The 20,839-nt window shown below is 66.9% G+C and carries 21 protein-coding genes; 5 read left to right on the forward strand and 16 right to left on the reverse strand.

All coding sequences use genetic code 11. From position 1 onward, the window contains the following. Window positions 1-34: 34 nt before the first annotated feature. The 7 genes from ACZK5G_RS16630 to rlmD form a co-directional block, all read right to left on the reverse strand. A complete protein-coding gene (locus ACZK5G_RS16630) occupies window positions 35-241 on the reverse strand; it encodes a cold-shock protein (protein WP_005410590.1) in 207 nt (68 codons plus the stop codon). Window positions 242-329: 88 nt separating this feature from the next. Continuing rightward, window positions 330-1,076, reverse strand: coding sequence for an S-methyl-5'-thioinosine phosphorylase (locus ACZK5G_RS16635; protein WP_010482830.1), 747 nt, complete (start codon window positions 1,074-1,076; stop codon window positions 330-332). Window positions 1,077-1,158: 82 nt separating this feature from the next. After that, window positions 1,159-1,713 carry a hypoxanthine-guanine phosphoribosyltransferase gene (locus ACZK5G_RS16640; protein ID WP_005410592.1) on the reverse strand — a complete coding sequence of 185 codons (555 nt, stop codon included), beginning with the start codon at window positions 1,711-1,713 and terminating at the stop codon, window positions 1,159-1,161. Continuing rightward, window positions 1,713-2,720: a beta-N-acetylhexosaminidase gene (gene nagZ / locus ACZK5G_RS16645; RefSeq protein ID WP_032129343.1), complete on the reverse strand. Its 1,008-nt coding sequence runs from the start codon at window positions 2,718-2,720 to the stop codon at window positions 1,713-1,715. Before nagZ ends, ACZK5G_RS16640 begins: the two co-directional genes overlap by 1 nt. Window positions 2,721-2,883: 163 nt before the next feature. Next, the gene (locus tag ACZK5G_RS16650; RefSeq protein ID WP_049398295.1) at window positions 2,884-3,579 is read right to left on the reverse strand and encodes a DsbA family oxidoreductase; all 696 of its coding nucleotides are present in this window, start codon (window positions 3,577-3,579) and stop codon (window positions 2,884-2,886) included. Between the two features lie 114 nt (window positions 3,580-3,693). After that, the gene (locus tag ACZK5G_RS16655) at window positions 3,694-4,179 is read right to left on the reverse strand and encodes a CYTH domain-containing protein (protein ID WP_478466524.1); all 486 of its coding nucleotides are present in this window, start codon (window positions 4,177-4,179) and stop codon (window positions 3,694-3,696) included. Between the two features lie 33 nt (window positions 4,180-4,212). After that, window positions 4,213-5,547, reverse strand: a complete 1,335-nt coding sequence (gene rlmD, locus ACZK5G_RS16660; RefSeq protein WP_049421257.1) for a 23S rRNA (uracil(1939)-C(5))-methyltransferase RlmD — start codon at window positions 5,545-5,547, stop codon at window positions 4,213-4,215. A 127-nt stretch (window positions 5,548-5,674) separates the two neighbouring features. On the opposite strand from rlmD, the gene ACZK5G_RS16665 reads away from it, so the two are divergent. Further along, the gene (locus ACZK5G_RS16665; protein ID WP_032129364.1) at window positions 5,675-6,403 is read left to right on the forward strand and encodes a response regulator; all 729 of its coding nucleotides are present in this window, start codon (window positions 5,675-5,677) and stop codon (window positions 6,401-6,403) included. Between the two features lie 575 nt (window positions 6,404-6,978). Here ACZK5G_RS16665 and recO read toward each other — a convergent pair. The 9 genes from recO to rpoE all read right to left on the reverse strand — a co-directional run bounded on the left by recO (window position 6,979) and on the right by rpoE (window position 15,646). Beyond that, window positions 6,979-7,698, reverse strand: a complete 720-nt coding sequence (gene recO, locus ACZK5G_RS16670; protein ID WP_032129846.1) for a DNA repair protein RecO — start codon at window positions 7,696-7,698, stop codon at window positions 6,979-6,981. 18 nt (window positions 7,699-7,716) lie between these two features. After that, a complete protein-coding gene (gene era / locus ACZK5G_RS16675; RefSeq protein WP_010482823.1) occupies window positions 7,717-8,613 on the reverse strand; it encodes a GTPase Era in 897 nt (298 codons plus the stop codon). Beyond that, a complete protein-coding gene (gene rnc, locus ACZK5G_RS16680) occupies window positions 8,610-9,290 on the reverse strand; it encodes a ribonuclease III (protein ID WP_032129847.1) in 681 nt (226 codons plus the stop codon). The genes era and rnc overlap by 4 nt, the downstream gene beginning before the upstream one ends. Continuing rightward, window positions 9,280-9,663, reverse strand: coding sequence for a DUF4845 domain-containing protein (locus ACZK5G_RS16685; protein WP_010482821.1), 384 nt, complete (start codon window positions 9,661-9,663; stop codon window positions 9,280-9,282). Before ACZK5G_RS16685 ends, rnc begins: the two co-directional genes overlap by 11 nt. Before the next feature lie 52 nt (window positions 9,664-9,715). Beyond that, window positions 9,716-10,510 carry a signal peptidase I gene (gene lepB, locus ACZK5G_RS16690; protein ID WP_032129848.1) on the reverse strand — a complete coding sequence of 265 codons (795 nt, stop codon included), beginning with the start codon at window positions 10,508-10,510 and terminating at the stop codon, window positions 9,716-9,718. Window positions 10,511-10,564: 54 nt separating this feature from the next. Next, window positions 10,565-12,358 carry a translation elongation factor 4 gene (gene lepA / locus ACZK5G_RS16695; RefSeq protein ID WP_032129849.1) on the reverse strand — a complete coding sequence of 598 codons (1,794 nt, stop codon included), beginning with the start codon at window positions 12,356-12,358 and terminating at the stop codon, window positions 10,565-10,567. A 179-nt stretch (window positions 12,359-12,537) separates the two neighbouring features. After that, the gene (locus ACZK5G_RS16700) at window positions 12,538-14,073 is read right to left on the reverse strand and encodes a DegQ family serine endoprotease (protein WP_032129850.1); all 1,536 of its coding nucleotides are present in this window, start codon (window positions 14,071-14,073) and stop codon (window positions 12,538-12,540) included. A 74-nt stretch (window positions 14,074-14,147) separates the two neighbouring features. Next, window positions 14,148-15,029, reverse strand: a complete 882-nt coding sequence (locus tag ACZK5G_RS16705; RefSeq protein WP_032129851.1) for a sigma-E factor negative regulatory protein — start codon at window positions 15,027-15,029, stop codon at window positions 14,148-14,150. Beyond that, window positions 15,026-15,646: an RNA polymerase sigma factor RpoE gene (rpoE, locus tag ACZK5G_RS16710; RefSeq protein WP_010482816.1), complete on the reverse strand. Its 621-nt coding sequence runs from the start codon at window positions 15,644-15,646 to the stop codon at window positions 15,026-15,028. Before rpoE ends, ACZK5G_RS16705 begins: the two co-directional genes overlap by 4 nt. A 235-nt stretch (window positions 15,647-15,881) precedes the next feature. On the opposite strand from rpoE, the gene ACZK5G_RS16715 reads away from it, so the two are divergent. The 4 genes from ACZK5G_RS16715 (at window position 15,882) to ACZK5G_RS16730 (ending at window position 20,823) form a co-directional block, all read left to right on the forward strand. Beyond that, window positions 15,882-17,945 (forward strand): 3-hydroxyacyl-CoA dehydrogenase NAD-binding domain-containing protein, encoded by a 2,064-nt coding sequence (locus ACZK5G_RS16715; protein ID WP_478464123.1) that lies wholly within the window; start codon window positions 15,882-15,884, stop codon window positions 17,943-17,945. 518 nt (window positions 17,946-18,463) lie between these two features. Further along, entirely contained in the window at window positions 18,464-19,327 is an 864-nt protein-coding gene (locus ACZK5G_RS16720; protein ID WP_032129853.1) for a pirin family protein, read from the forward strand. Window positions 19,328-19,448: 121 nt separating this feature from the next. Next, window positions 19,449-20,168 carry an aquaporin Z gene (gene aqpZ / locus ACZK5G_RS16725; RefSeq protein WP_032129854.1) on the forward strand — a complete coding sequence of 240 codons (720 nt, stop codon included), beginning with the start codon at window positions 19,449-19,451 and terminating at the stop codon, window positions 20,166-20,168. Between the two features lie 196 nt (window positions 20,169-20,364). After that, window positions 20,365-20,823, forward strand: a complete 459-nt coding sequence (locus tag ACZK5G_RS16730; RefSeq protein WP_032129855.1) for a hypothetical protein — start codon at window positions 20,365-20,367, stop codon at window positions 20,821-20,823. Window positions 20,824-20,839 lie beyond the last annotated feature (16 nt).

The following is a 20,839-nucleotide window of genomic DNA, read 5'->3' on the forward strand; positions in this document are numbered from 1 at the left end:
CCGAAGCGGGGTTTTCAACGCACTGTCGAGTGGATCACTCGGCCGGCGTGATGTTCGAAGCCTGGGCACCCTTCGGGCCCTGGGTCACGTCATAGGTGACACGCTGGCCTTCCTGCAGGCTGCGGAAGCCCTTGGAGTTGATGGCGGAGAAGTGCGCGAACACGTCGGCGCTGCCATCCTCCGGCGAGATGAAGCCAAATCCCTTGGCGTCGTTGAACCACTTGACGGTACCGTTCGGCATGGTGATGCGAGACCTTATGCAATGAATGGGTGGTGTACGCTGAACCCGCGCACAAGCTGAGTATGCAAAGCTTGCTCGGGGAAGACAATCACCCCCGTGCCAATTCGCCCACCAGTTCCGGAAGTCCGTTGCCGGCCGCCTGCACGTTGGCCAGCACTTCGGCCATCGTGATCTCCTCGCCATCACCACAGCCGGCAGCCCAGTTGGCGATGATCGCCAGGCAGGCGTAATCCAGCCCCAGCTCGCGTGCCAGGGCGGCTTCCGGCATGCCGGTCATGCCCACCAGATCGCAGCCGTCGCGGCGCATACGGGCGATTTCAGCGATGGTTTCCAGGCGCGGGCCCTGTGTTGCGCCGTAGCAGCCACCGTCATGGACCGTGACGCCGGTCACTTTGGCCGCAGCCAGGATCTTGCTGCGCAGCATTGGTGTGTACGGGTGGCCGAAATCAACGTGGACCACGTCGGTGCCTTCTTCCTCACAGATCGTGCTGATGCGGCCCCAGGTGTAGTCGATGATCTGGTCCGGGCAGGCCAGCACGCGCGGACCAAAGTGTTCGGTGATGCCCCCCACCGTGTTCAACGCCAGCACGCGCTGCGCGCCCAGCTGCTGCAGCGCGGCCAGGTTGGCGCGGTAGTTGATCTTGTGCGGCGGCAGCGAATGGCCTTCGCCATGCCGCGCCAGGAATGCCACGCGATGGCCAAGCAGCGTACCAACGCGCACCGGGCCCGACGGACGGCCGAAGCGGGTGTCGACCTCGTGGGTCTGCACGTCGTCAAGCTTGGCCAGGTTATAGACACCGGTACCGCCGATCACGGCCAGGGCGATCTGTTGCATTCGAAGCACTCCATGAAAAGACGAACGCCGGCACCCGAGGATGCCGGCGGCAGAAGAAGACGCGCCGCGGGCGGCTGCGCCGTTATTCCTTCATCGCGTAGATGGCCGGCACGCAGCGCAGGGTTTCGTTGACGTCCATGCCGAAGCCGAACACGTAACGGTCCGGCAGTTCGATGCCGGCGTAGTCGGCAGTCACGTCCGGCAGCGCGCGGTCGTGCTTCTTCACCGTCATCGCGGCGATGCGCACGTCGGTCGCGCCCTGTTCCAGGCACCAGGTGCGCACGCCCTGCAGGGTGTAGCCCTCGTCGAGGATATCGTCGACCAGCAGCACGCGGCGGCCGAACAGCGAGGTGGCCGGCTTGTGCTTCCAGACCAGGTCGCCGCCGGTGGTTTCACCGCGGTAACGGGTGGCGTGCAGGTAATCGAACTGCACGTCCTGGCCGCGCGCGCCCAGTTCCAGCGCCAGCTGGCCGGCGAACGGCAGCGCACCGTGCATGATGGACAGGAACAGCGGCACCTCGCCCTTGTAATCGCGCGCGATGGCGTCGGCGATACCAGCGATGGCCTTGTCGATGGTGGGGCGGTCGACCAGCAGGTCAGCCTGGGCCAGGGCCTGGGAAATGGTGAGGTTGGGCATCAGACGGTTCTTCCAAGGGTTTCAAGCAGACGGGATTGGGTGTCGCCATGGCGGGCATCGGCCAGCAGGCCGTCCCAGCCGAGCGCGCCGCGGCCCAGCAGGCCCAGCAGCGCAGCAGTATTGAGGGAGCGTCCCTGCACCGCGTGCAGGGCTTCATCGACCAGTTCCGGGTGGCAGACCAGCACCACGTCGCAGCCGGCATCCAGATGCGCGTGCACGCGCGCCGGCACGCCGCCCGCACTGTGCGAGGCGGCCATGCCGATGTCATCGGAGAACACCACGCCGCGGAAGCCGAGCTCGCCGCGCAGGATGTCCTGGATCCAGCGCGGCGAATAGCCGGCCGGTTCCGGTGCCACTTGTGGATAGATCACGTGCGCCATCATCACCGCGTCGGCACCGGCGGCGATGCCGGCCTGGAACGGGACCAGGTCCTGGGCGCGCAGCTCGTCCAGCGCGCGCGGGTCGATCGCGGTATCCACGTGGGTGTCTTCCAGCACGGTGCCATGGCCGGGGAAATGCTTGAGCGTGGCGGCCATGCCGACCGCATGCATGCCGCGCACGTAGGCGGCGGTGAACGCGGCCACCACCTGCGGGTCTTCACTGAAGGCGCGGTTGCCGATGGCGCGGTTGCCACGGCCAAGGTCGACCACCGGCGCGAAGCTCAGGTCCAGGCCGCTGGCGCGCACTTCGCTGGCCATCAGCCAGGCGTGCTGCTCGGCCAGGGCCAGCGCCTGCTGCGGGTCGGTGGCGTACATCGCCCCGATGTCCTGCAGTGGCGGCAACTCGCTGTAGCCCTCGCGGAAACGCTGCACGCGGCCACCTTCCTGGTCCACGCAGATCAGCTGCGGGCGCGGCGCGGCAGCGCGGATCGCCGCGCTCAGATCGGTCACCTGCTGGCGCGAGGCGAAGTTGCGCTTGAACAGCACCACTCCGGCCACGGCATCGTGCTGCAGCCAGTCACGTTCCTGGGCGGTCAGTTCGGTGCCGGCAACGCCGATCAGCAGCATGGTCGATCTCCACAACGCGCGCCCGCATGGCGCAGTGCCGCATTGTCGCAGAACCGGCCGACAGGCGCAGTGGTCAGAAAAAGGGGACGGAGGGGATTAAGCCGCAATCGGCCCCTACGGGCTGGATACGTCTTAATCCCCTCCGTCCCCTTTTCGGATCCGATCAGACCTTGCAGCCGTCCGGACCGCAGGCCTCGTCGCCGTCAGCCGGGGCCGCAGGCGCGCCCTGCTCGGCGGCGATCTGGCGCAGGGCGTTGGCGAAGGCCTCGGGGGGCTGCGCCCCGGAAATGGCCCACTTCCCATCGATGACGAAGGTCGGCACCGAAGAAACGCCCAATGCATGAGCCTGCGCCAGCTTGGCTTCGACCTCGGCCAAGCCGCGGTCGGAGGCCAGCATCTGCGTGATTTCACCCGCGTCGAGGCCGCCTGCCGCGCCCGCCTTGATCAGCACCGAGGGGTCCGCCAGGTTCTGGCCGTGCTCGAAGTGGGCGCGGAACAGTGCTTCGCCCACCGCATCCTGCACGCCGTGCTCGCCCGCCAGCCACAATACCCGGTGCGCCGGCAGCGTGGTCACCCGCACCTGGCCCTGACTGAAGTCCATCGGCAGGCCCTCGGCCCGCGCGGTGGTCTGGGTCTGGCCGAGGATCTGTTCGGTACGCTCAACGCCGCCGAACTTGCGCACATAGGCCTCGCGCAGCGGCACCGGGGTGGCGTCAGCATCCGGGTCGAGCTGGAACGGCTGCCAGTGGATATCGAGTTCAGGCGCGTTGGCGCCCAGCAACTGCACGCCCTGCTGGAAACGATGCTTGCCGATCCAGCACCAGGGGCAGACCACGTCGGAGTAGATGTCGATTCTCATCCTTTCCACATGGGGGCCGACACCCTCGATAAAAGGGGACGGCGGGGATTAAGTCGTTTTCCGCACAGATGGGGTAAAGACGACTTAATCCCCTCCGTCCCCTTTTGGGCGGTTTCACCACTCTGAATACGGGTGGCTGGCCAGGGCAACGTTGTAGTAGCGGGCATCATCGGTGACTTCGGCACCCACCCAGTCCGGCAGGTCGATGGTCTGGTCAGCGCTGTCCAGCTCAACCTCAGCCACTACCAGGCCGGCGTTGTCGCCGAGGAACTCGTCCACCTCCCAGGTCAGGCCGACGTGTTCGACCAGATGGCGGCGCTTGTCGATCAGGCCGCCCACGCACAGCGCCAGCAGTGCGCGAGCATCGTCCACCGGGATCGGATAGTCGAACTCCTGGCGGGTGTGGCCGATGGTGCGCGACTTCAGGTTCAGCGCGGCGTGGTCGCCCTCGATGCGCACGCGCACCGAGGCGTTCTGGGTGCCGCGGTCGAGCGCGCCCATGTCGTTGATGTAGCCCTGCGCCATCGGGATCACCCGGTGCGCGGCGGCGCGCCAGCCATCACTGCTGACGAGGAATTTGCGTTCGATTTCGATGCCCATCGCGCCATTATGCGCGATGGGCATGACAGCCGATCAGCGCTTCTCGAATACCGCGATGCTTTCCACGTGTGCGGTGTGCGGGAACATGTCCATGGCACCGGCGCTGACCAGGGTGAAGCCCTGTTCGTTGACCAGATAGCCGGCATCGCGTGCCAGCGAACCCGGGTGGCAGCTGACGTAGACGATGCGCTTGAACTGCTTCAGCGGCAACTGCTGCAGCACTTCGATCGCGCCCGAGCGCGGCGGATCCAAGAGCAGCTTGTCGAAGCCCTGGCGCATCCACGGCGTGCTGCGCTGGTCCTGGGTGAGGTCGGCGCTGAAGAACTGGGCGTTGGTCAGGCCGTTGCGCTCGGCATTCTCACGGGCCCGCGCGACGAGGCCAGCATCACCTTCCACACCGACCACTTCGCGCACGCGGCGCGCCAGCGGCAGGGTGAAGTTGCCCAGGCCGCAGAACAGGTCCAGCACACGCTCGTCCTCACCCGGCTCCAGCAGGTCCAGGGCGTGGGCGATCATCTTCTCATTGAGCTTGGCGTTGACCTGGATGAAGTCCAACGGACGGAACGCCAGCTCCACGTCCCACGGCGCCAGCCGGAACGACAGCGGCACGCCCTGCCCGTCCAGCGGCTGCACGGTATCCACGCCACCGGACTGCAGGTAGATCACGAAGCCATGCTGCTGGCCGAAGGCGGCCCAGGCCACGCGGTCGGCATCGCTGAGCGGCTGCAGGTGGCGCACGGTCAGGACCACGGCCTGGTCGCCAGCGATGAATTCGATCTGCGGGATGTCACGCTTGCCATCGAGCGATTCGATGAAGCTGGACAGCGCCTCGACCTTGGTGCCGATCTCGGGGATCACGGTCAGGCACTGGCTGAGGTCGGCGACGAATCGCGGATCCTGTTCACGGAATCCGACCAGGGTCTTGTCCTTCTTTTCGACCCGGCGCACCGAGAAGCGACCCTTGCGCCGGTAGCCCCAGCTCTCGCCGACCAGCGGCGCCAGCACGGTGCCCGGCTTCACGTGGCCGATGCGCTCCAGGTTGTCCATCAGCACGCGCTGCTTGGCGACAATCTGCTGGTCTTCGTCCAGGTGCTGCAGCACGCAGCCGGCGCAGGTGCCGAAGTGCGGGCACTTCGGGGTGACGCGCTGCGGCGAGGCCTGCAGCACTTCCACCGTACGCGCTTCGTCGAAATGGCGGCTGCGGGCGGTCTGTTCGGCCATGACCACCTCGCCCGGCAGGGCGCCGCTGACGAAGGTGACCTTGCCGCCCTCGCCTTCACGGCGGGCGACACCGCGACCATCATGGCTGAGGTCGAGGATCTCGGTCTGGAACGGGGTACGGTCGATGCGGGAGCGGGATCGGGCCACGTGGCAACAGGCTGCGGGCAAAAATGGGGGCGTATTGTCGCAGATCCTGACCGGCAGGGTCCGGACCCGCTTGCGCCCGCCGCCGCTGTGCTTGATGATTGCAACAGCTGACATGGAGGCAGCCCTGATGCAGATGACCCCGCGGGCCAGCCGGCCCCGCTTCCTGCTTGTCGAGGACGACATCATCAGCCGCGGTTTTTTCAAGGCGGCGTTGGAAACGTTACCGGCGGACGTGGACACCGCAGACTCATTGGCCAGTGCCCTGGCCAGCGCCGAGCCCGGCGCGCATGACCTGTGGCTGATCGACGTCAACCTGCCTGACGGCAACGGCGCGCAGCTGCTGCGCGAACTGCGCCGTTCACATCCCGACACCCCGGCGTTGGCGCATACCGCCGACGGTGATACCTCGATCCATGCGCGCCTGCGCGAGGCCGGTTTCAGCGACACGCTGGTCAAGCCGCTGGGCCGCGACCAGCTGCTGAAGGCGGTGCGCCGCGCCCTGGTCAACAGCCCGGCCGGGATCGTCATGGCCCAGGCGCCGGCCGCGGTCGAGCTGCAGGTACAGGACTGGGACGAGACTGCGGCACTGGCCGCGCTCAATGGCCAGCGCAACCACCTGATCGCGCTGCGCGAGCTGTTCCTGGCCGAGCTGCCGGGCGTACGCGATGCGGTCGAGCAGGCGGTGGACCAGCATGACGAGCGCCAGCTGCGCAGCCAGTTGCATCGGCTGCAGGCGAGCTGTGGCTTCGTGGGCGCGGCGCGGTTGGGCCGGGCGGTGCGCCAGTTGCATCATGCGCCGGAGTCCGGGCAGGCCCAGGCGGGGTTCCGCGACGCGGTGGCTGCCCTGCTGCATTGAGGGTTGCTCGGCAGGGCTGCGCCCTGCACCTGCCGAAGCCTTCAAGCCAGGGCAACGTCAAAGGCCAGAGCCAGAGCGGCTCTGGCTTTCTGCTTGTTGGGCGGGGCGGTGTGGGTGGGCAGGACACGCCGTAAACCCGTCCATGGGGGCTCGATGGCGCCATCCATGGCGCCAACGGTCCTGCCCACCCACACCGCCCCACCCCCAACAGATTCCCGGTGACGGCTGGTAGATCCACGCCATGCGTGGATGAATCTCAATCGGAATCAAATATTTCGAATTGAAATCGAAACGCATCCACGCATGGCGTGGCTCTACTGTGTCGACCGAGGTCGACACCCACCAGAGCAGAGTGCCGTTCCGACAGCTCGCGAGAAACTGTCGAAGGCGGGGTGGGTCCGGTTGCGGGAGTGTCCGCGGCATGGATGCCGCGGCCAAGCCCCCATGGACGGGTTTACGGCGTCTCCCGCAACCGGCCCCCCCCTGCCATCCCACGGAATGCACGCTGTTGCTGTTGCTGTTGCTCGTGCCTTGGCCTCGGCAGGTGCAGGGCTGCAAGCCCTGCCGAACACCCCTCAACGCCTGGGAGCGAGCTGCTCGAGCATTTCCCAGGACTTCAGGCCGCGCGGCCCCAGGTGATGGGCCAGCACCCGCCGCATCGGCAGGCGCAGGCTGGCCAGGTCGGCGGCATCGGGCTCTTCATCGGCGGCCAGCGCCAGCAGCGCAGAACCCGTCGCGGCCGCCCGGCGTTCCCCACCGCGCTCGCTGAGCAGGCGCTGCGCGCCTTCCTGTGGGTCCAGTTCGTAGCGCGCGGCCGGGTCGATCGGCTGGCCGTCGCTGGCGCTGTCCAGATCGAAACCCAGGCCCAGCGCAGACAGCAGCTCGCGCTCAAACCGGCGCAGGGTCCAGGCCAGGCCGGCGCCCACGGCCAGCCGCGCGCGTGCCTCGCCGTAGGCCAGGTACAACTCCGGCAGCGGGTCCTGGCGCGGGGCCAGGCGCAGGGTCAATTCACTCAGATAGAAGCCGGCCAGCATCGCCTGGCCGACCAGGCGCGGGGCAGCATCCAGTGCCTCGGCACCCCGCAGCTGGGCCAATTCGCCCCGCTGCTGGGCACTGAAGCGGATCCACTGCAGCGGCTGCAGGGCCGCGCGCAGCACCTGTCCCTTGGCGGTGGATACGCCACGCGCGAGCAGGCCGATCCGGCCATGCTGCGCGCTCAGCACTTCGACCAGCAGGCTGGTCTCGCGATAGGCCCGTGCATGCAGCACGAAGCCGGTGTCGTCCTCGATCATCATCGAAGCGACTGCAACGACTTACTCGTAACCGAAGGCCTTCAGTGCGGCCTCGTCGTCGGACCAGCCTTCACGCACGCGCACCCAGGTCTCCAGGAACACCTTGGCCCCGAACAGGCGCTCCATCTGCAGGCGGGACTTGGCCCCGATCTCCTTCAGGCGGGTACCACCCTTGCCGATCACGATCGCCTTCTGGCCCTCGCGCTCGACCCAGATCACCGCACCGATGCGCAGCAGGTTGCCATCTTCGGTGAAGCGCTCGATTTCCACGGTGGTGGCATACGGCAGCTCTTCGCCGAGCTGGCGCATCAGCTGTTCACGTACCAGTTCGCCGGCCAGGAAGCGCTGGCTGCGGTCGGTGATCTCGTCTTCGCCGAACATCGGCGGCGCTTCCGGCAGCAGCGCCAGTACGTCGCGTACCAGTGCTTCCAGGCCGTTGCGCTTCTGCGCCGAGATCGGATGCACCGACGAGAAATCGCGGCCGGCCGTGACTTCCTGCAGGAACGGCAACAGCGCGCCCTTGTCCTTCAGCCGGTCGATCTTGTTGACCACCAGCACCACCGGGATACCGGCGTCGCGCAGAACATTGAAGGCCAGGCTGTCTTCCTCGTCCCAGCGACCGGCTTCGATCACCAGCAGGCCGGCATCGACGCCTTCCAGCGAACCGCGCGCGGCGCGGTTCATCACCCGGTTCATCGCCCGCTTCTGCACCTTGTGCAGGCCGGGAGTGTCGACCAGCACCAGCTGGCCTTCCGGATAGGTGGCGATGCCCAGCAGGCGATGGCGCGTGGTCTGCGGGCGGTTGGAAACGATGCTGACCTTGGCCCCGACCAGGGCATTGGTCAGGGTCGATTTGCCCACGTTCGGGCGGCCGATGACGGCCACGCTGCCGCAATGATGGGAAGTTTGTTCGCTCACTTGGAATCCAGTTGTTCTAGGACGGCTGCAGCCGCCTGTTGTTCGGCAAGCCGCCGCGAGGCGCCTTCGCCCTCGGTGCTGGCGGCCGGGTCGGCTACGTTGCAGCGTACCCGGAAGTGCTTGGCGTGGTCGTCACCGGATTCTGACACCAGTTCATACTGCGGCAACGCCTTCTGTCGAGCCTGCAGCCATTCCTGCAGGCGGGTCTTGGGGTCCTTCTCGGGCCGGCCGGAAGCCGGCAGTGCCTCGATCGAAGCGCTGAACCAGGGCAGTACCACCGCCCGGCAGGCCTCGAAGCCGGCATCCAGGTAGATCGCGGCCACCACGGCTTCCACCGCGTCGGCCAGGATCGAATCGCGGCGATGACCACCGGACTTCATTTCGCCGGGGCCCAGCGTCAGCCGCTCGCCCAGTTCCAGGGTGCGCCCGATCACCGCCAGCGCGCCTTCACGCACCAGCTCGGCACGGGCACGGGTCATCGCGCCTTCGTCAGCCTTGGGCCAGCGTCGGTACAACGCCTCGGCCGCCATCATGTTGACGATGCTGTCGCCGAGGAACTCCAGGCGCTCGTTGTGCGGCGCACCGGCACTGCGATGCGTCAGCGCCTGCTTGAGCAGGGCCGGGTCGCTGAAGGCATGACCGATCAGGTCGCCACGTTGGATGAATTTACTGGGCACCGCTTCGTGTCAGGTCCTGGGAAGAATCGAATTTGCCAACCACATCGAGGTTGCCGATCAGCTGACGGCGCACTTCGTAGTTGACCTTGAGGGTCCAGCCATTGTCGCGACGGTCGAACTTCACGTTGGCCGGCTTCACGTTGTCCGAATAGTTGATGTACAGGCGCTTGAAGAACAGGTCCTGGATGCGCGCCGGCTCCATGCTGCCCACGCCCGGCTCGTTGGCCAGGCTCTTCATCGCCGAGCGCACCGCGTAGTACTCCTGGTACATCGGGAACAGCTTCATGCCGATGTAGAGGAAGAAGCCAACCACGATCAGGACCGTCAGGAACGAGGTCAGGGTCATGCCACGCTGCGTGTTCATCGTCTTCATTGCGTTCTCCCCAGATACGCGTTGGATGTGAAAATACTCAGTTGGTGCCCGCTCAGTTGATGCTCGAGCCGATCCGCGACGGCTCGAAGCCATCCTTGCAGAACCAGCCCTGGCAGTTCAGCCAGATCAGGAACGCCTTGCCACGCAGGTTCTCTTCCGGCAGCAGGCCCCAGAAACGGCCATCATCGCTGTTGTCGCGGTTGTCGCCCATCACCAGGTACTTGCCGGCCGGCACGGTCCACTGGCCCTGGCCACGCGGATAGTCGGTCTCCAGCACCGTGTGGGTGCGGCCCGGCAGGTGCTCGACCAGCAGGTTGGCGCCCTCGCCCTGGCCCTTGTGGCCGGCGTAGATGCCCTTGTTGTCGTACTTCAGCGGCTCGCCGTTGAGGATCACGCCGTCGCCTTCGAAGACCACGGTGTCGCCCGGCACGCCGATCACGCGCTTGATGAAGTTCTCGCCCTTGGCCGGATCGTTCTCGCCATGGCCGGGGAAGTGGAACACCACCACGTCACCACGCGAGGGCTCGCCCACCGGCACGAACTTGGTGTTGCTGATCGGCAGGCGCAGGCCGTAGGAGAACTTGTTGACCAGGATGAAATCGCCGATCAGCAGGTTCGGCATCATCGAGCTGGACGGGATCTTGTACGGCTCGGCAATGAAGCTGCGCACGATCAGCACGATCGCCAGCACCGGGAAGAACGCACGCGAGTAGTCCACCAGCACCGGCTCGGAATCGAGCAGGCCCGCGCGCTGGGCGCGACGCTTGGCGAGGTACAGCTTGTCCGCGAGCAGGATCAGGCCCGAGGCCAGGGTCAGCACGACCAGGAGGATCTCAAACAGTTTCATTCAGGGTCCTTTGCAACGTCACCAGACGACCGGCCCCGCAGGGCCGGTGCGGGCTTACTTGTTGTCCATCTGCAGCACGGCCAGGAACGCTTCCTGCGGGATCTCCACGCGGCCGACCTGCTTCATGCGCTTCTTGCCTTCCTTCTGCTTTTCCAGAAGCTTCTTCTTGCGCGAAACGTCGCCACCATAGCACTTGGCCAGCACGTTCTTGCGCATGGCCTTGACCGTGGTACGGGCGATGATCTGCGAGCCAACGGCGGCCTGGATGGCCACGTCGAACATCTGGCGCGGGATCAGGTCCTTCATCTTTTCGCACAGTTCGCGGCCGCGACGGTCGGCATGGCTGCGGTGCACGATCAGCGACAGTGCATCGACCTTGTCACCGTTGATCAGTACGTCCACGCGCACGAACGGGCCTGCGTCGAAGCGCACGAAGTGGTAGTCCAGCGAGGCATAGCCACGGCTGACCGACTTCAGCTTGTCGAAGAAGTCCAGCACCACCTCGGCCATCGGCAGCTCGTAGCTGATCTGCACCTGGCTGCCCAGGTAGTTGATGCCGATCTGGCTGCCGCGCTTCTCTTCGCACAGCTTGATGATGTTGCCGATGTACTCCTCGGGGGTGAGCACGTTGGCACGGATGATCGGCTCGCGGATCTCCTCGACCTGGTTCACCGGCGGCAGCTTGGCCGGGTTGTCCATGTTGATGATCGAGCCATCGGTCTTCAGGACTTCATACACCACCGTCGGCGCGGTGCTGATCAGGTCCAGGTTGTATTCGCGCTCCAGGCGCTCCTGCACGATTTCCATGTGCAGCATGCCGAGGAAGCCGCAGCGGAAGCCGAAGCCCATCGCCTCGGAGCTTTCCGGCTCGAAACGCAGCGCGGCATCGTTCAGGCGCAGCTTGTCCAGCGCTTCGCGCAGGTCCGGGTAGTCCTCGGCATCGACCGGGAACAGGCCGGCGAACACGCGCGGCTGCATTTCCTGGAAGCCCGGCAGCGGCTTCGGTGCCGGGTCGCCGGCCAGGGTCAGGGTGTCGCCAACCGGCGCACCGTGCACGTCCTTGATGCTGGCGGTGACCCAACCCACTTCACCTGCACGCAGCGCCGGCAGCACCTTGCGCTTCGGGGTGAACACGCCGACGTTGTCGACCTGGTGGTTGCGGCCGGTGGACATCACCTGCAGCTTGTCACCTGCCTTGATCTCGCCCTGCATCACGCGCACCAGCGAGACCACACCCAGGTAGTTGTCGAACCAGGAGTCGATGATCAGCGCCTGCAGCTTGTCGGTGTCGCGCGGCTTCGGCGGCGGGATGCGATGCACGATCGCTTCCAGCACGTCCTGCACGTTCAGGCCGGTCTTGGCACTGACCGGCACGGCGTCGGAGGCGTCGATGCCGATCACGGCCTCGATCTCGGCCTTGGCACGCTCGATGTCGGCGGTGGGCAGGTCGATCTTGTTGATCACCGGCACCACTTCCAGGCCCTGCTCCACGGCGGTGTAGCAGTTGGCCACCGACTGCGCTTCCACGCCCTGGGCCGCATCGACCACCAGCAGCGCGCCTTCGCAGGCGGCCAGCGAGCGGCTGACTTCATAGGAGAAGTCGACGTGGCCGGGGGTGTCGATGAAGTTCAGGTGGTAGGTCTGCCCGTCCTTGGCCAGGTATGGCAGCGACACCGACTGCGCCTTGATCGTGATGCCACGCTCGCGCTCGATCGGGTTGGAGTCGAGCACCTGCGCCTCCATCTCGCGGGCCTGCAGGCCACCACAGAGCTGGATGATGCGGTCGGCCAGCGTGGACTTGCCGTGGTCGACATGGGCGATGATGGAGAAGTTGCGGATGTTCCGCATCGAATCAGAAGACATAGGTGGCGGCGGCGCGCGGCGTCGTCAGGGTAACGGTCGATTATCGCATGCCCGGCGCCCGCCCGCGAAAACGGCCTCATCGGACCGGGCCCGGAATGGCCGAAGCCCCGCCAGGGCGGGGCTTCGGGGAAAAGCAGGGGCCGCCGAAGCGGCCCCGGCAGGCCTTACTGGCCGGCCTTGACCGCGACGAACGCGCTGTTGCCGCTGCCGGTGCGCACCAGCAGCATCACCACGTCACCCTTCTTGTAGCTGGAAAGCGCACGGTTCAGCGCGTCCACGCTGCCGACCTGGGTGCTGGCCACCTGCAGGATCACCATGCCCGGAGACAGGCCCGCATCACGCGCGCCCTGGCCCTTGACCCCGGTGATGCGCACGCCTTCGCCCGATTCCAGGCCCAGCTGCTTGCGCTGCGGTGCGGTCAGGTCACTGACGTCCAGCCCCAGCAGGGCATTGGCGCCGGCCTGCGGAGCCGCATCGCTGTCGCCGGTGGCCGGGCCACGCGAACCGGCCTGCCCGTCTTCGGTCAGTGCGGTCAGGGTGGCACTGAGGTCGCGCGGCTTGCCATCACGGATCACACCCAGGGTGACCCGGCTGCCCGGTGCCATCGCGCCGATCAGCGGCGGCAGGTCGGACCAGCTGTTGACCGGCGCGCCGTTCACCGAACGGATCACATCACCGATCTTCACCCCGGCCCGGGCTGCAGCCGAGTCCGGCACGATCTGGTTGACCAGGGCGCCGCGGCTGTCCGGCAGGCCCATCGCCTGCGCCTTCAGCCCGTCGATTTCCTGCACCACCGCGCCGAGCTGGCCACGGGTGACCTTGCCGGTCTTCTTGATCTGCTCGACCGCGCTCATCGCCAGGTCGATGGGGATCGCGAAGCTGATGCCCATGTAGCCGCCCGAGGCGGAGAAGATCTGCGAGTTGATGCCGACCACTTCGCCACGGGTGTTCAGCAGCGGGCCACCGGAGTTGCCCTGGTTGATCGCCACGTCGGTCTGGATGAAGGGCACGTAGCGCTGGTCCGGACCACCTGTGCTGCGGCCGAGGGCGCTGACCACGCCGGCAGTGACCGAGTGGTCGAGGCCGAACGGCGAACCGATCGCGACCACCCACTGACCCGGCTTGAGGGAGTTGGAGTCGCCAACGCGCACGGTCGGCAGGTTCTTGCCGTCGATTTTCAGCAGTGCCACGTCGTACTGCTGGTCGCTGCCCACCACTTTCGCGGTGAACTCACGGCGGTCACCCAGCTTGACCTTCACCTCGCTGGCATCGGCCACCACGTGGTAGTTGGTCAGCACATAGCCATCGGGCGAGATGATGAAGCCCGAGCCCATGCCGCGGCCCTTGATGCTGGGGCCACCGTCCGGACCGCCCGGGCCCTGCCCCGGCATCGGGAAATCCGGGCCGAAGAAGCGGCGGAAGAACTCCGGCATGTCATCGTCGCCGCCCATCGGGCCCCGCGAGGCCTGGCGGTTGTTGCGGACGATGGTGGTGTCGACGTTGACCACGCCAGGCCCGACCTGTTCGACCAGATTGGTGAAGTCAGGCAGGCCCGTGACCAGCGGCTGGGCCGGGGCCCGCGGCGCGGCGGCCGGCGCGGCCTGGGTCTGGGCGGCCGGAGCCGGGGCCTGCGCGCAGGCCACCAACGGCAGGGTCAGGGCCAGCAGGCCCATGGCCTGCGTGCGGAGTCGGGGAGTCATCGGACGGCAACCTCCGGATCGGATGGAAAGAGGAATAAGGGCCCCGCCGGCGGCGGGGCGTGAAAGCGCCCGGCTCAGTCGCGCGGGCGCGGCGGCACCGGCAGGTCGTCCTGCAGGCGCGGCTCGAACGGGTAGAACGCGGCGCCCCCGGCGTGGGCCGGGAAGCTCGCATTGAGCGCGCCACCGGCAGCGGGCGCCAGGCTGGAGCGCGGCCACGGTCGCGCCTGCAGGCCACCAACCTCACCGAACGGCATGTTGCGGCTGGCATTGGCCGGCACGGTCGGGGTCAGCGGCGCCTGTGCGGCGGCCACGGCGCGTTGCGGCATGTCCTCGCGCTGGGCGGCACGCGCAGCCTGCTGGCTGCGGGTAGCGCTGGCGCGACGGGTGTCCTGGCGTCGGCTGGCCGCGGCCATGGCCACTGCCGGTACACCGGCCACGGCCATTGCGGCGGTATCCACCGAGGCTTCGGTTACCGGAGCCGGCGTCGTCGGCGCGGGCGCAAGTTCGGCCTGGCTGGCGATCACCTGCGGTGCCAACGGCTCGCCCGGGGTGGCTTCCTTCAGCTTCTCGCCGCCCATGAACAGCGCCACCGCCGCCACCGAGGCGGCCAGTGCGGCGCCACCGCCCCAGGCCCGCCAACCGCTGCGGCGCACCTCGCGGCGCGGCTCGGCCTGCGGCGCCGGTTCGGCAGCGATGGCGGCGGCCACGGCCGCGCTGAAGCCGGCCGGCGCCAGCGCCGAGGCCTGCCCGCGCATCACGTCACCCAGCAGCTGCCAGCGTTCCTGGCAGCCGGCCAGCTCGGGGTCGTGCTCCATCCGGCGCAGCAGGAAGCGCGCTTCGTCGGCGCCCAGCTCGCCATCGACCAGGGCCGACAGCTGTTCGCGATGGCGCTGGTCCAGGCGCTGCCCGGCGGGCGATTGGTGGTTCTGCGATTCGTTGAACGGATTACTGGTCATACGCGGCTCTTCTCACGGGTGGCGCTGCCGATGTCCAACAGCGGCCGGAGTTCGGTGTCGATCGCCTCGCGCGCCCGGAAGATCCGTGAACGCACGGTGCCGATCGGGCACCCCATTTTCTGCGCGATATCTTCGTAACTCAGGCCTTCCACCTCGCGCAGGGTGATCGCCAACCGGAGTTCTTCCGGCAGCGCATTGACGGCCTTCATCACCGTCTGTTCCAGTTCCTGGCGCATCAACTCGCGTTCGGGCGTATCGGTGTCGCGCAGGCGCGTCCCGCTGTCGAACTGTTCGGCGTCACCGATGTCGATGTCATCGGTCGGCGGCCGGCGATTGTGTGAAGCCAGGTAGTTTTTGGCGGTATTCACGGCGATTCGATGCAACCAGGTTGAGAACTGGGCATCGCCGCGGAAACTTCCGATCGCGCGGTACGCACGGATGAAAGTGTCCTGGGCGACGTCCTGACATTCGCTCCAGTCGGCGATGTAGCGACCGACCAGGGCCACCACGCGATGCTGGTACTTGCGCACCAGGACATCGAACGCGGCGCTCTCGCCGTGCTGCACGCGCCGGACCAGTTCCAGATCCAGCTCCTGAGGTGTATCAACATCGGCCATGAGGGGCCGCACTCCTGTCAGCCCAACCGACGTCGGGCAATGAGACTGCCAATCCCGGGAAAAGTTCAGTCGCCGATCACCTGGCGCCGCACCAGCTTTTAACCACCGTTCCGTTAGCGTCCCGGTCCACGGCCATGGATCCGGGGTCGCCACTCCCCTGCTATTGGGATTTGACGCGGGGGAAACAACCTCTGGATCATAGCCGCTTCTCCATACACAACCGGATGGAACGTCCATGCTCTCAGGCTTCGATGGTCTCCGCTTCAGCCACTGGCACCCCGAGATCCGCGACGACGGCGTGGTGGTTCTCTCCCTGGATCGTCAGGACAGCAGCGTCAACGCCATGTCGCAGGACGTGCTGCTGGAACTGGGCGACCTGCTCGAGCGCATTGCACTGGACCCGCCCAAGGGCGTGGTGATCCAGTCGCTGAAGAAGGCCGGCTTCATTGCCGGTGCCGACCTGAAGGAGTTCCAGGAGTTCGACCGCCGCGGCACCGTCAACGACGCCATCCGTCGCGGCCAGGCCACCTACCAGAAGCTGGCTGAACTGCCCTGCCCGACCGTGGCAGCCATCCACGGCCACTGCCTGGGCGGCGGTACCGAGCTGGCGCTGGCCTGCCGCTACCGCGTGGCCTCCAATGACAGCAGCACCCGCATCGGCCTACCGGAGACCCAGCTGGGCATCTTCCCGGGCTGGGGTGGCAGCGCGCGCCTGCCTCAGCTGGTCGGCGCACCGGCGGCGATGGACATGATGCTGACCGGCCGCACCCTGTCGGCCTCGGCTGCACGTGGCATCGGCCTGGTCGACAAGGTGGTGGCACCGGCGGTGGTGCTCGACACGGCCGTAGCGCTGGCGCTGTCCGGCACCACCCGCCCGTTCAAGCAGCGCGCGACGGCATGGGCGACCAACACCTGGCTGGCACGCACGCTGCTGGCGCCGCAGATGGTCAAGCAGGTGGCACGCAAGGCGAAGAAGGACCAGTACCCCGCGCCGTATGCGCTGATCAGCACCTGGCAGCGCAGCGGTGGCAAGCCGGTGCAGGCACGCCTGGATGCCGAACGTCGCGCCGTGGTGAAACTGGCCAGCACCCCCACCGCGCGCAACCTGATCCGCATCTTCTTCCTTACCGAGCGCCTGAAGGGCCTGGGCGGTGGTGATTCGGGCATCCGCCACGTGCACGTGGTCGGTGCCGGCGTGATGGGCGGCGATATTGCTGCATGGGCCGCCTACAAGGGCTTCGAGGTCACCCTGCAGGACCGCGAGCAGCGCTTCATCGACCCGGCCATGGAGCGCGCGCAGGCGCTGTTCGCCAAGAAGGTACGCGACGAGAGCAAGCGTCCCGCGGTGGCCGCGCGCCTGCGTGCCGACCTGGAAGGCAGCGGCGTGGCCGAGGCCGACCTGGTGATCGAGGCGATCATCGAGAACCCGGAAGCCAAGCGTGCGCTGTACCAGACGCTGGAACCGAAGATGAAGCAGGACGCGCTGCTGACCACCAATACTTCGTCGATTCCGCTGGTGGAACTGCGCGACCATATCCAGCGCCCGGCACAGTTCGCCGGCCTGCACTACTTCAACCCGGTCGCGCAGATGCCGTTGGTGGAGATCATCCATCACGACGGCATGGCGCCTGAGACCGAACGTCGCCTGGCCGCGTTCTGCAAGGCACTGGGCAAGTTCCCGGTGCCGGTGGCCGGCAGCCCGGGCTTCCTGGTCAACCGCGTGCTGTTCCCGTACATGCTGGAAGCCGCCACTGCCTACGCCGAAGGCATCCCGGGCCCGGTGATCGACAGGGCGGCGGTGAAGTTCGGCATGCCGATGGGCCCGATCGAACTGATCGATACCGTGGGCCTGGACGTAGCCGCCGGTGTCGGCCGCGAACTGGCACCGTTCCTGGGCCTGCAGATTCCGGCCGCGCTGCAGACGGTGGAACCGGACAAGCGCGGCAAGAAGGATGGCCAGGGCATCTACACCTGGGAGAACGGCAAGCCGAAGAAGCCGGACGTGGCCAGCGATTACCAGGCCCCGGCCGATCTGGAGGACCGCCTGATCCTGCCGCTGTTGAACGAAGCGGTGGCCTGCCTGCACGAAGGCGTGGTGGCCGATGCGGACCTGCTGGATGCCGGCGTGATCTTCGGCACCGGCTTCGCACCGTTCCGCGGTGGTCCGATCCAGCACATCCGCGCGGTGGGTGCCGACGCGATCGTCGAGCGGTTGAAGGCGCTGCAGCAGCGCCATGGTGACCGTTTCGCACCGCGCCCGGGCTGGGACAACCCCGCCCTGCGCGAACCGGTGGTGTGAGTTGATCGGCCGGGCCTGCGGCCCGGCACCCGCAGAGGCAACAGCAACAGCCGAAGCCAGAGCCGGAGCAACAGCCGGCTCTGGCTTTTCTGTTTGTTGGGCGGGGCGGTGTGGATCACTACGAACTGGTGGGTGGCAACCTTGGTTGCCACCAGGAGCGCAGCGACCGGCGTTTGATTTTGACTTTGATTTTCTTTTTTCTTCTCCGTGGCTGGACGCACACGGAAACTGTCAGAGGCCGGGCGGGGTGGGTTCGCGGGGGTGTCCGCGGCATGGATGCCGCGGCCAAGCCTCCAAGGACGGATTCACGGCGTTCCCCGCGAACCCACCCCGCCCGGCCAAGCGCGGCTTTTGCTTTACACGGCCAAGCAACCAGCCACGAGGGGCTGCGCCGTTGGCTGGAACCCCAGTCGAGCAAGCTCCACTCTACGGAACAACCTGTTACCCATACGGGGCATGTCCCCGTCACCGCTGCATGCGATGCTGCCCACCTGATCCCTGCCAGCGAGAACGCCCGCATGACCACCATCATCGCCCCGCGCGTGCACGACATCGGCGGACTCGAAGTCCGTCGCGCGGTCCCCACCCTGCAGGCGCGCAGCATCGGCTCGTTCGTGTTCGTCGACCAGATGGGCCCGGCACTCATGCACCCCGGCACCGCCATCGACGTGCGCCCGCATCCGCATATCGGCCTGGCTACCGTCACCTACCTGTGGTCGGGCGCGATCGGCCACCGCGACACGCTGGGTTCGGATCAGGTGATCCGTCCCGGTGACGTCAACTGGATGACCGCCGGCCGCGGCATCGCCCATTCCGAGCGTACGCCGCAGCCGGACCGCGACCATGACAACCCCATCCACGGCATGCAGACCTGGGTGGCGCTGCCGAAATCGCATGAGGAAATCGAACCGGCGTTCTACCACCATGCCGCCGCCACCCTGCCGGAGCAGCGCCGCAATGGCGCATGGCTGCGCGTCATTGCCGGCCGCGCCTACGGCGAAGAATCGCCGGTGAAGGTGTTCGCCGATACGCTCAACGTGGCGATCGACCTCGACCCGGATGCGGAAATCGATATCGACAACGGCCACCGCGAGCGCGCGCTGTACATCCTCGAAGGCGACGCGCAGCTGGATGGCGTGGACATCCCTGCCCAGCACCTGGTGATCCCCGAGGCTGGTGCGCGTGGCCGCCTGCGCGCAAAGACGCCGGTGAAGGCGATGTTGTTCGGTGGCGAGCCGCTGGATGGCCCGCGTCACCTGTGGTGGAACTTCGTGTCCAGCTCGAAGGAACGTATCGAACAGGCCAAGCACGACTGGGAGGCCGGCCGCTTCGGCACCATTCCGGGCGACGACAAGGAATTCATCCCGCTGCCGCAGTACTGAACATCGTGTGTTGCACACATCCGAAGGTGTATCCCTGCACCCGGCGTTGACACTACAGTCACCCGCTGATCATTGAAATGTGACATAAATCACACTTTCGACCGTCAAAGGAGTGCAACACATGAGCATGGGTAAACGCTTGTCCGCCGAGTTCCTCGGCACGTTCTGGCTGGTTCTGGGTGGCTGTGGCAGTGCCGTGCTGGCCGCCAAGTTCGGCGGTGACGGCAATCCGCTGGGTATCGGTTTCCTCGGCGTTGCGCTGGCCTTCGGCCTGACCGTGGTGACCGGCGCCTATGCGTTCGGCCATATCTCCGGCGCGCACTTCAATCCGGCGGTCAGTGTCGGCCTGTGGGCCGGCGGTCGTTTCCCGACCAAGGACCTGATCCCGTACATCATCGCCCAGGTCGCCGGCGGCCTGCTGGCCGGCTTCATCCTGCTGCAGATCGCATCGGGCGCCAGCGGCTTCGCCATTGATGGCAGCCAGGCCGGTGCATTCGCCAGCAACGGCTACGGCGCGCTGTCCCCCGGCGGCTACAGCGTGGCCGCGGCCTTCCTGTGCGAAGTGGTGCTGACCGCCGTGTTCCTGATCGTGATCATGGGCGCCACCCACGGCAAGGCACCGGCCGGGTTCGCCCCGCTGGCGATCGGCCTGTCGCTGACCCTGATCCACCTGATCAGCATCCCGGTCACCAACACCTCGGTGAACCCGGCCCGTTCCACGGCGGTGGCCTTCTTCGCCGGCAGCGGCGCGGTCAGCCAGCTGTGGCTGTTCTGGGTCGCCCCGCTGCTGGGCGGCGCGATCGGCGGCATCATCTACAAGTGGATCGGCAACGACCGCTGAGGCCTGTGCGGACCATTGCGGCCGACCATCGGCCGCAATGGTTACGCGTGTAACCGCGATTTGTGCGATCGCTCACGTTCCGTTAAGGTTGAGTTGACCGTCCGTGCACATGCCGGCCGGGGCGGCATCCGGGGATGGGATGCCAAGGCTGCCGGTCCATCCGGCGGAGCCAACGACACACCACCTTGGGGGATGCATGAAGTTCGCGCCTGTAGTGTTGTCGAGCCTGCTGTTCGCGGTGGCCCAGGCCGCCGCGCAGGCTCCCACCGAATGTCCTTCATTGCCGGCCAGCAGCGGCCTGCAGTGGCAACAGCAGGCACAGGCCGATTTCCTGGTCTGCCGCGCCAGCACCGGCGATGGCCGCGAGGTACTGAGCCTGATGCTCAGTGCGCGCGATCCCAACCTTCCATTGAACCGCTCGCTGCGCCAGGAAAAGGGCAGCTTCGGCGGTGAATCGCTGTACTGGTACCAGCCCGATCTGGGTGGCCAGCAGCCGCCCGGCTATGCCGAGCGTCGCATCAGTGTGGTCAAGCTCGACAAAGGGCGTTACGCGCAGATTTCGCTGTATCCGGACAGCGCGCAGGAACTGGGCTCGCTGCAGCAGCTGGCGCAGGGCATGAGCCTGACTCCGTCGGCCGTGGCCGCGGGGCGCTGAAGGTGACGGGGATGAC

This window comes from Stenotrophomonas sp. 62841_Sma (assembly GCF_056482945.1).

Bases quoted from the DNA above. Each gene is read 5' to 3' on its own strand.
- ACZK5G_RS16685 (WP_010482821.1), bottom strand. From the start codon at position 9,663: ATGAAGACGATGAACACGCAGCGTGGCATGACCCTGACCTCGTTCCTG.
- aqpZ (WP_032129854.1), top strand. From the start codon at position 19,449: ATGAGCATGGGTAAACGCTTGTCCGCCGAGTTCCTCGGCACGTTCTGG.
- ACZK5G_RS16655 (WP_478466524.1), bottom strand. From the start codon at position 4,179: ATGGGCATCGAAATCGAACGCAAATTCCTCGTCAGCAGTGATGGCTGG.
- ACZK5G_RS16635 (WP_010482830.1), bottom strand. From the start codon at position 1,076: ATGCAACAGATCGCCCTGGCCGTGATCGGCGGTACCGGTGTCTATAAC.
- ACZK5G_RS16665 (WP_032129364.1), top strand. From the start codon at position 5,675: ATGCAGATGACCCCGCGGGCCAGCCGGCCCCGCTTCCTGCTTGTCGAG.
- ACZK5G_RS16640 (WP_005410592.1), bottom strand. From the start codon at position 1,713: ATGCCCAACCTCACCATTTCCCAGGCCCTGGCCCAGGCTGACCTGCTG.
- nagZ (WP_032129343.1), bottom strand. From the start codon at position 2,720: ATGCTGCTGATCGGCGTTGCCGGCACCGAACTGACCGCCCAGGAACGT.
- lepB (WP_032129848.1), bottom strand. From the start codon at position 10,510: ATGAAACTGTTTGAGATCCTCCTGGTCGTGCTGACCCTGGCCTCGGGC.
- ACZK5G_RS16705 (WP_032129851.1), bottom strand. From the start codon at position 15,029: ATGACCAGTAATCCGTTCAACGAATCGCAGAACCACCAATCGCCCGCC.
- ACZK5G_RS16715 (WP_478464123.1), top strand. From the start codon at position 15,882: ATGCTCTCAGGCTTCGATGGTCTCCGCTTCAGCCACTGGCACCCCGAG.
- ACZK5G_RS16700 (WP_032129850.1), bottom strand. From the start codon at position 14,073: ATGACTCCCCGACTCCGCACGCAGGCCATGGGCCTGCTGGCCCTGACC.
- ACZK5G_RS16720 (WP_032129853.1), top strand. From the start codon at position 18,464: ATGACCACCATCATCGCCCCGCGCGTGCACGACATCGGCGGACTCGAA.
- ACZK5G_RS16650 (WP_049398295.1), bottom strand. From the start codon at position 3,579: ATGAGAATCGACATCTACTCCGACGTGGTCTGCCCCTGGTGCTGGATC.
- ACZK5G_RS16730 (WP_032129855.1), top strand. From the start codon at position 20,365: ATGAAGTTCGCGCCTGTAGTGTTGTCGAGCCTGCTGTTCGCGGTGGCC.
- rpoE (WP_010482816.1), bottom strand. From the start codon at position 15,646: ATGGCCGATGTTGATACACCTCAGGAGCTGGATCTGGAACTGGTCCGG.
- lepA (WP_032129849.1), bottom strand. From the start codon at position 12,358: ATGCGGAACATCCGCAACTTCTCCATCATCGCCCATGTCGACCACGGC.
- recO (WP_032129846.1), bottom strand. From the start codon at position 7,698: ATGATGATCGAGGACGACACCGGCTTCGTGCTGCATGCACGGGCCTAT.
- ACZK5G_RS16630 (WP_005410590.1), bottom strand. From the start codon at position 241: ATGCCGAACGGTACCGTCAAGTGGTTCAACGACGCCAAGGGATTTGGC.